The 7,541-nt window shown below is 65.7% G+C and carries 8 protein-coding genes; all 8 read left to right on the top strand.

Annotated features, from left to right (window positions below):
- Positions 1 to 617: YebC/PmpR family DNA-binding transcriptional regulator (locus A2J02_RS13150; RefSeq protein WP_068050593.1), on the top strand; the 617-nt coding region annotated here is incomplete at its 5' end.
- 106 nt (positions 618 to 723) lie between these two features.
- Positions 724 to 1,341: a crossover junction endodeoxyribonuclease RuvC gene (ruvC, locus tag A2J02_RS13145; RefSeq protein ID WP_037189428.1), complete on the top strand. Its 618-nt coding sequence runs from the start codon at positions 724 to 726 to the stop codon at positions 1,339 to 1,341.
- On the top strand, positions 1,338 to 1,943 hold the full coding sequence (gene ruvA / locus A2J02_RS13140; RefSeq protein ID WP_068050592.1) for a Holliday junction branch migration protein RuvA: 606 nt from the start codon (positions 1,338 to 1,340) through the stop codon (positions 1,941 to 1,943). Before ruvC ends, ruvA begins: the two co-directional genes overlap by 4 nt.
- Before the next feature lie 54 nt (positions 1,944 to 1,997).
- Entirely contained in the window at positions 1,998 to 3,026 is a 1,029-nt protein-coding gene (gene ruvB / locus A2J02_RS13135) for a Holliday junction branch migration DNA helicase RuvB (protein ID WP_052047563.1), read from the top strand.
- Between the two features lie 138 nt (positions 3,027 to 3,164).
- Positions 3,165 to 3,581 carry a preprotein translocase subunit YajC gene (gene yajC / locus A2J02_RS13130; RefSeq protein ID WP_068050591.1) on the top strand — a complete coding sequence of 139 codons (417 nt, stop codon included), beginning with the start codon at positions 3,165 to 3,167 and terminating at the stop codon, positions 3,579 to 3,581.
- Positions 3,582 to 3,744: 163 nt separating this feature from the next.
- Complete coding sequence (gene secD, locus A2J02_RS13125; RefSeq protein ID WP_068050590.1) at positions 3,745 to 5,532, top strand: protein translocase subunit SecD; 1,788 nt, start codon at positions 3,745 to 3,747, stop codon at positions 5,530 to 5,532.
- A 1-nt stretch (position 5,533) separates the two neighbouring features.
- A complete protein-coding gene (gene secF, locus A2J02_RS13120; RefSeq protein WP_068050589.1) occupies positions 5,534 to 6,715 on the top strand; it encodes a protein translocase subunit SecF in 1,182 nt (393 codons plus the stop codon).
- Positions 6,716 to 6,738: 23 nt separating this feature from the next.
- A partial coding sequence (locus A2J02_RS13115; RefSeq protein ID WP_231911452.1) for an ABC transporter substrate-binding protein occupies positions 6,739 to 7,541 on the top strand: 803 nt, incomplete at its 3' end.

Below are 7,541 nucleotides of genomic sequence, written 5' to 3'. Positions count from 1 at the left end.
CGCTCTTCGACGCCATTCAGAAGGCGAAGAAGACCTCGGTGCCCATCGACAACATCGAGCGGGCGCGCAAGCGAGGTGCAGGCGAGGAGACCGGCGGGGCCGATTGGCAGACCATCATGTACGAGGGCTACGGACCCAACGGTGTCGCCATCCTCATCGAGTGCCTCACCGACAACCGCAACCGCGCCGCAGGCGAGGTTCGTGTCGCGATGACCCGTAACGGCGGGAACATGGCCGACCCGGGTTCGGTGTCGTACCTGTTCTCGCGCAAGGGTGTGGTGACCCTGGAGAAGAACGGTCAGAGCGAGGACGACGTCCTGATGGCCGTTCTCGAAGCCGGTGCCGAGGAAGTCAACGACAACGGCGACACGTTCGAGGTCGTCAGCGAGCCGACCGACCTGGGCGCCGTGCGCACCGCGTTGCAGGAGGCCGGAATCGACTACGACTCGGCCGAGGCGAGCTTCCAGGCGTCGGTGAACGTCCCGGTCGACGCGGACGGTGCACGCAAGGTGTTCAAGCTCATCGATGCACTCGAAGACAGCGACGACGTCCAGAACGTGTGGTCCAACGTCGACCTCTCCGACGAGGTCATGGCCGAGCTCGACGCCGAGGACTGACGCCCCTCGCATCCGACGACGTGATCGACCGGGTGTCGTATCCCTGATCCGACGGGGGCTCCGCTACGCTATCGAACAACAGTTCGTAAGCGGAAGGTGTGGTGGCGTGCGGGTGATGGGTGTCGACCCCGGTCTCACCAGGTGTGGGCTCAGTCTGATCGAGGGCGGTGTGGGCCGAACGGTGGTTGCGCTCGATGTCGATGTGGTGCGAACGCCCGCGGACATGGACCTCGCGCAGCGTCTGCTGCGGATTTCCGAGGCGGCGGAATACTGGCTCGATACCCACAAGCCCTCGGTGGTGGCGATCGAGCGAGTGTTCGCTCAACACAACGTTCGCACGGCCATGGGCACGGCCCAGGCCGGTGGCGTCATCGCCCTCGCAGCGGCCAGGCGTGGCGTCGACGTCTGCTTTCACACTCCCAGTGAGGTCAAGGCGGCCGTCACGGGCAACGGTTCGGCCGACAAGGCTCAGGTGACCGCCATGGTCATGCGCATTCTCGGACTGCAGACTGCACCGACTCCCGCCGATGCGGCCGACGCTTTGGCCCTCGGTATCTGTCACTGCTGGCGAGCACCCATGATCGCGCGGATGGCGAAGGCCGAAGCCATGGCCGCCGAGCAGAAACGCAAGTACGACGCGCGTCTGGCCGAGGAGCGCAAGGCTCGCGCCGTCGTGGCACGCAGGATCGAGAAAATGGCCAAGAAGGAGGCGGGCGCACGATGATCGCGTCGATCAGGGGTTCGGTGGTTGACATCGCGCTCGATCACGCCGTGCTCGAGGCCGCGGGCGTCGGGTACCGGGTCAATGCCACTCCGGCGACGTTGGCCACGCTGCACCGGGGGAGCGAAGCGACCCTCCTGACGACCATGATCGTGCGCGAGGATTCGCAGACGCTGTACGGGTTCCCCGACAAGGAGTCGCGTGAGCTGTTCGAGTTGCTCCTCACCGTGACCGGCGTCGGCCCGCGAATCGCCATGGCGACTCTTGCCGTACACGAGCCCGATGCGCTGCGAACTGCGTTGGCGGACAGTGATATCGGAGCTCTGACCAGGGTGCCCGGTATCGGGAAGCGCGGCGCGGAGAGAATGGTCGTCGAGTTGCGCGACAAGGTCGACGCGGTGGTCGGGCGCGCCGGAAGCGCAGCCGTGCCGGGGTCCGGTGCCGGCAACTCGATGCGAGACCAGATCGTCGAAGCGCTGATCGGTCTCGGATTCCCCACCAAGCAGGCCGAGGAAGCCACCGATGCGGTGCTCGCCCAGCAGCCCGAGGCCACGACGTCGACCGCGTTGAGGTCGGCGCTGGCGTACCTCGGAAAGTCCAGGTAGGCCCGGGTGACCGAGGACGACCAGTTCGCCGAATCCCAGGTCGGTGCGGACGCGATGTCCGACGATCTGGATGTCGAGACGAGTCTGCGTCCGAAGAATCTCACCGATTTCATCGGTCAACCGCGCGTGCGAGAGCAGCTCCAGCTCGTGTTGTCGGGTGCCAAGATGCGCGGGGGAACCCCCGATCACATCCTGATGTCCGGTCCGCCGGGACTCGGCAAGACCAGCATGGCAATGATCATCGCCGCCGAGCTGGGAACCTCGCTGCGGCTCACGTCGGGTCCGGCGCTCGAGCGGGCAGGCGATCTCGCGGCGATGCTCAGCAATCTGGTCGAGGGGGACGTGCTGTTCATCGACGAGATCCATCGCATCGCCCGCCCGGCCGAGGAGATGCTGTACCTGGCGATGGAGGATTTCCGCGTCGACGTCATCGTCGGCAAGGGGCCGGGAGCGACGTCGATTCCACTCGAGGTGGCACCGTTCACCCTCGTCGGTGCCACCACCAGGTCGGGTGCGCTCACCGGGCCGCTGCGAGATCGCTTCGGATTCGTGGCGCACATGGACTTCTACGAGCCCAGCGAACTCGAGCGCATCCTCATGCGGTCGGCGGGAATTCTGGGCGTACCGATCGACCGGGACGGCTGCGCGGAAATCGCCGGTCGTTCGCGCGGCACCCCCAGAATCGCGAACCGACTGCTTCGGCGAGTTCGTGACTACGCGGACGTGCGCGGCGACGGCACCGTCACCCAGGACACCGCGAAGGCCGCGCTGGTGGTCTACGACGTCGACAAGCTCGGGCTCGACCGACTCGATCGCGCGGTACTCAGCGCGCTCATCCGAAGCTTCGGCGGTGGGCCGGTGGGTGTATCGACACTGGCCGTCGCCGTCGGCGAGGAACCGTCGACGGTCGAGGAAGTGTGCGAGCCGTTTCTGGTGCGTGCCGGAATGATCGCCCGCACCCCCCGCGGGCGCGTGGCGACCGCTGCTGCGTGGCAACACCTCGGTCTGACACCGCCACCGGACCTCGCAGTGGGTGGGATTTCGGTCCGATCCTCGGAGGTCCAGCAGGGATTATTCGAATGAATCGGGCACAACAGGACACGAACGGACCGGACCGGTTCCAGGTAATGGCACACTGGGTAGCTGCGAGGCCCGCACCGGCGGCGTTCTCGCACGAGACAATGACGTATATCGAACCCGACTTCGAGGACTGACCTTCCGATGGATTTGCTGTTTCCGCTGCTGATCGTGGCCCTTCTGGTACCGCTGTTTCTCAATGCGCGTCGACAGAAGAAGGTGTTGGCCAAGACCACGGAAATGCAGGACTCGCTGAAGATCGGCGACGAGGTCGTCACCACCGCCGGTCTGTACGCCCGCGTCGTCCTGGTCGAGGACGACACGATCGACCTCGAGATCGCCGACGGCGTCATCACCACGTGGTCGCGCGCAGTCGTGCGTGAGGTGCTGCCCGACGATTCCGAGTTCGAGTTCGACGACACCGACATCGACGCCACCACCGAGGCGGACATCGCGGCCCTCGGCTCGAACAACACCGCGGGACCGTCGCTGAGCAAGACAGACGCGGCCCGGCCGGACGAGACCGTCGAGCAGACGGCGAAGAGGCTCGAAAAAGAGTGAGCTCGATGTGATCGACAACCGCTGTCGGAGACAGTATCCGGCAGCGGTTTTCTCTGCGGTGACCGATGTGGTGCACAATCGCACCGCTCACCGCTGACACAGCGGGCCGCCAGGCCCTGCAGGAACCGACATTTTCCATCGCCTCAGAGGAGAAACACACACCGTGGCACCTTCCAGCGGACCGGTGCAACCCGCCCGCTATCTCGCCGTTTTCGCGGTGCTGATGGCAGCGGTGTACGCCATGGTCTTCTTCACCGGAGACAAAGACCCCTCGCCGAAGTTGGGAATCGACCTGCAGGGCGGCACGCGCGTGACACTCACCGCGCGGACCCCCGACGGCAACGCACCGACGCAGGACAGCTTGCAGCAGGCGCAGCAGATCATCGAGACCCGCGTCAACGGTCTCGGTGTCTCCGGCTCCGAGGTGGTCATCGACGGCGACAACCTCGTCATCACGGTGCCCGGCGACGACAGCTCTCAGGCGCGCACCCTCGGGCAGACCGCGCGACTGTTCATCCGTCCCGTGATCGGATCCGTTGCTCCGTCGACGGGCGAGGGTGCAGCCACGCAGCAGACCCCGGTCGACCCGGCCGCGCCGGTCGATCCTGCGGCACCGGCAGACCCTGCTGCTTCCGCGGATCCGGCTGCACCCGCAGATCCGGCCACTCCGCAGCAACGTGTGTTCCCGGCGCAGGATCCGTCTGCAGTCGATCCGACTCCCGCTCCCGCCACTGATGCACCTGCCACGGATGCACCGGCCACCGACGCACCGGCCGAGGACCCCGCCACCGACGCTTCTCTGTCCGACGCCGATCGTGCCGCCCAGGAGATCGCCGACGCGAAGGCACTGCGGCAGAGCGAAGACCAGCAGGTCCAACAACTCGCGATGCAGTCCCTCGACTGCAACGCCGCCGACCCGCTCGCAGGCAACGACGATCCCGCTCTTCCCCTCGTCGCATGCTCGACCGATGGAACGGCCGTCTACCTACTCGGTCCGACGATCATCGACGGTCAGCAGATAGCCGACGCGACCTCCGGCTTCGACAGTCAGCAGGCACAGTTCCAGGTGAGCCTGACGTTCGATACGGAGGGCTCGAACACCTGGGCTCAGTTCACCGCGGCCAACCTGCAGAAGCAGGCTGCGTTCGTATTGGACTCCAAGGTGATCAGTGCACCGGTCATTCAGGGAGCCACCCCAGCCGGCAGCGCCACCTCGATCACCGGCAACTTCAATGCTCAGACCTCCTCGGAGCTGGCCAACACCCTCAAGTACGGCTCACTGCCGCTGTCCTTCGTGTCCTCCGAGGCCGAAACTGTCTCGGCCACACTGGGATTGGCCTCGCTGGAAGCCGGACTGCTCGCAGGTGCCATCGGACTGGCGCTGGTGTTGGTCTACTGCCTGCTCTACTACCGTGCCCTCGGGCTGCTCACGGCGCTGTCGTTGGCGCTGGCCGGTCTCGTCGTCTACGGAATCATCGTTCTGTTGGGCAGATGGATCAGCTTCACGCTGGACCTGGCAGGAATCGCAGGCCTGATCATCGGTATCGGTATGACCGCGGACTCGTTCGTGGTGTTCTTCGAGCGCATCAAGGACGAGATCCGGGAGGGCCGCAGCTTCCGCTCGGCGGTTCCTCGTGGTTGGGCACGCGCACGCAAGACGATCCTGTCCGGCAACGCGGTCAGCTTCATCGCTGCCGCGGTGCTGTACGTGTTGGCCGTCGGTCAGGTTCGCGGCTTCGCATTCACCCTCGGACTGACGACGATCCTGGACATCATCGTCGTGGTGCTGGTGACATGGCCGCTGGTGTACCTGGCGTCGAAATCCACGTTCTGGTCCAAGCCGTCGGTCAACGGACTCGGTGCCGTCCAGCAGATCGCGCTCGAACGCAAGCGCGCGGCCAACAAGGCACTCGCCGTCAAGACCGGCACTGCGCCGTCGAAGGAGGCATGACATGTCGGACACGACCACGTCGACCCCATCGCCCCTCGACGATTCGGGCGTCGATCAATCCACCCAGCCGAAGCACAGCTGGTTTTCCAGGTTGTACACCGGCACCGGTGCCTTCGACATCGTCGGTCGTCGCCGGTTCTACTACATCCTCACCGGCGTCATCGTGCTGGTGTGCCTGCTGAGCTTCCTCGTCCGCGGCTTCACCCTCGGTATCGATTTCGAGGGCGGAACCCGGATCGCGCTGCCCGCCGCCGACAACATCTCCACCGAGCAGGTCGAAACCGTCTACGACGACTCGCTCGGCATGCCGCCGGTGTCGGTACAGACCGTCGGTTCGGGTGCCGCAGCGACGGTGCAGATTCGCTCCGAAGCTCTCGACCCCGCCGAAGTGGACACCCTTCGCCAGGCGTTGTTCGAGGCCTTCCAGCCGCAGGACAACTCGGGTACCGCGACCCCGAATGCCATCAGCGTGTCCGACGTCAGTGAGACCTGGGGCAGTCAGATCACCCAGAAGGCCCTGATCGCACTCGTGGTCTTCCTGGTCATAGTCAGTATCTACATCGCGGTCCGATACGAGCGAGACATGGCGTTGGCGGCTCTGGCTGCCCTGGCCTTCGACCTTCTGGTGACCGCAGGTGTGTACTCGCTCGTCGGATTCGAGGTGACGCCTGCGACGGTCATCGGTCTGCTGACGATCCTCGGCTTCTCCCTGTACGACTCCGTGGTGGTGTTCGACAAGGTCGAGGAGAACACCCGGGGCATCCTCAACCTGCATCGCAAGACCTACGCCGAACAGGCGAACCTGGCCGTCAACCAGACCCTGATGCGCTCGATCAACACCACCGTGATCGGTGTTCTCCCGGTGATCGCACTGATGATCATCGCGGTGTGGCTACTCGGAGTGGGCACGCTCAAGGATCTGGCGCTGGTACAGCTGGTCGGCATGATCGTCGGTGCCTACTCGTCGATCTTCTTCGCCACTCCGCTGCTGGTGACGCTCAAGGAGAAGTGGGGCCCCGTCGCAGTCCACACCCGCAAGGTCCACTCCAAGCGCGCCGAGGCGGCAGCTCGCGCGGCCGGTCTCGCTCCGGAGCCGGTGGCGGTCGGCGTGGCCACTCCGAAGTCGTCTGCTCCCCAGCCGGGCAACCGCCCCACCGGGAAACGAAACAAGAAGCGTCGGTAGACCACCTTCGACAGGGACGGAGAGTGCACGTGAAACGACGGTGGAGCGCGGCACTGGTGGCAGCGAGTGTCGGCGCGGTGTCCATCACGGCGTGTTCGTCGCCCGAGGACAAGGTGCCCTCGATCGGCTACTCGTTCGAAAACGTGGTGAACACGTACAACGCCAGAACCGTCGACGGCGCGGCGTCGGGAGCCCGGCAGGCGTTCACCCGGGTGCAGGTGGGCTTCAGCTACCTCGGGCCCGAGGGAGACGCGTTGTCGGACAACGACATCGGAACAGTGTCGGTGGTACCCGGTGACACCCTGACCGTGCAGTACTCCATCGCCCCGGCCGCGACGTACTCGGACGGTGCGCCGATGGCCTGCGACGACCTGGTGTTGGCCTGGGCGGCGAACAGCGGAAGGTTCGCCACCGACCGCCCCATGTTCGACGCGGCGTCGACGGCCGGGTACTCCGACATCGAGCGCATCGAGTGCGTTCCGGGGGCCAAGGAAGCCACCGTCGTCTTCGCATCCGGCCGCAGCTACCAGAACTGGCGAGCGCTGTTCGGTGCCACCGATCTGCTACCGGCGCATGTCGCGGCCCGGGTCGCAGGCGTGCCGAACGTCGTCGATCCCATCCTGGCCGAGGACGACGACGTGGTGCGCCGCATCGCCGACTTCTGGAACACCGGATGGACCCTGACGCCGGGTTCGATCGACACCTCGCTGTTGCCGTCGGCCGGCCCGTACCGGGTCGAGTCCTACACCGCCGAGGACGGTCTGGTGCTCGTGGCGAACGACGCCTGGTGGGGAAACCCGCCTCAGACCGAACAGGTGGTCGTCTG

It is taken from the genome of Rhodococcus sp. EPR-147 (assembly GCF_001647185.1).
Lineage (GTDB): Bacteria > Actinomycetota > Actinomycetes > Mycobacteriales > Mycobacteriaceae > Rhodococcoides.
The sequence above is the reverse complement of the archived record's forward strand: the minus strand, read 5'-3'. Positions and strand labels throughout refer to the sequence as shown.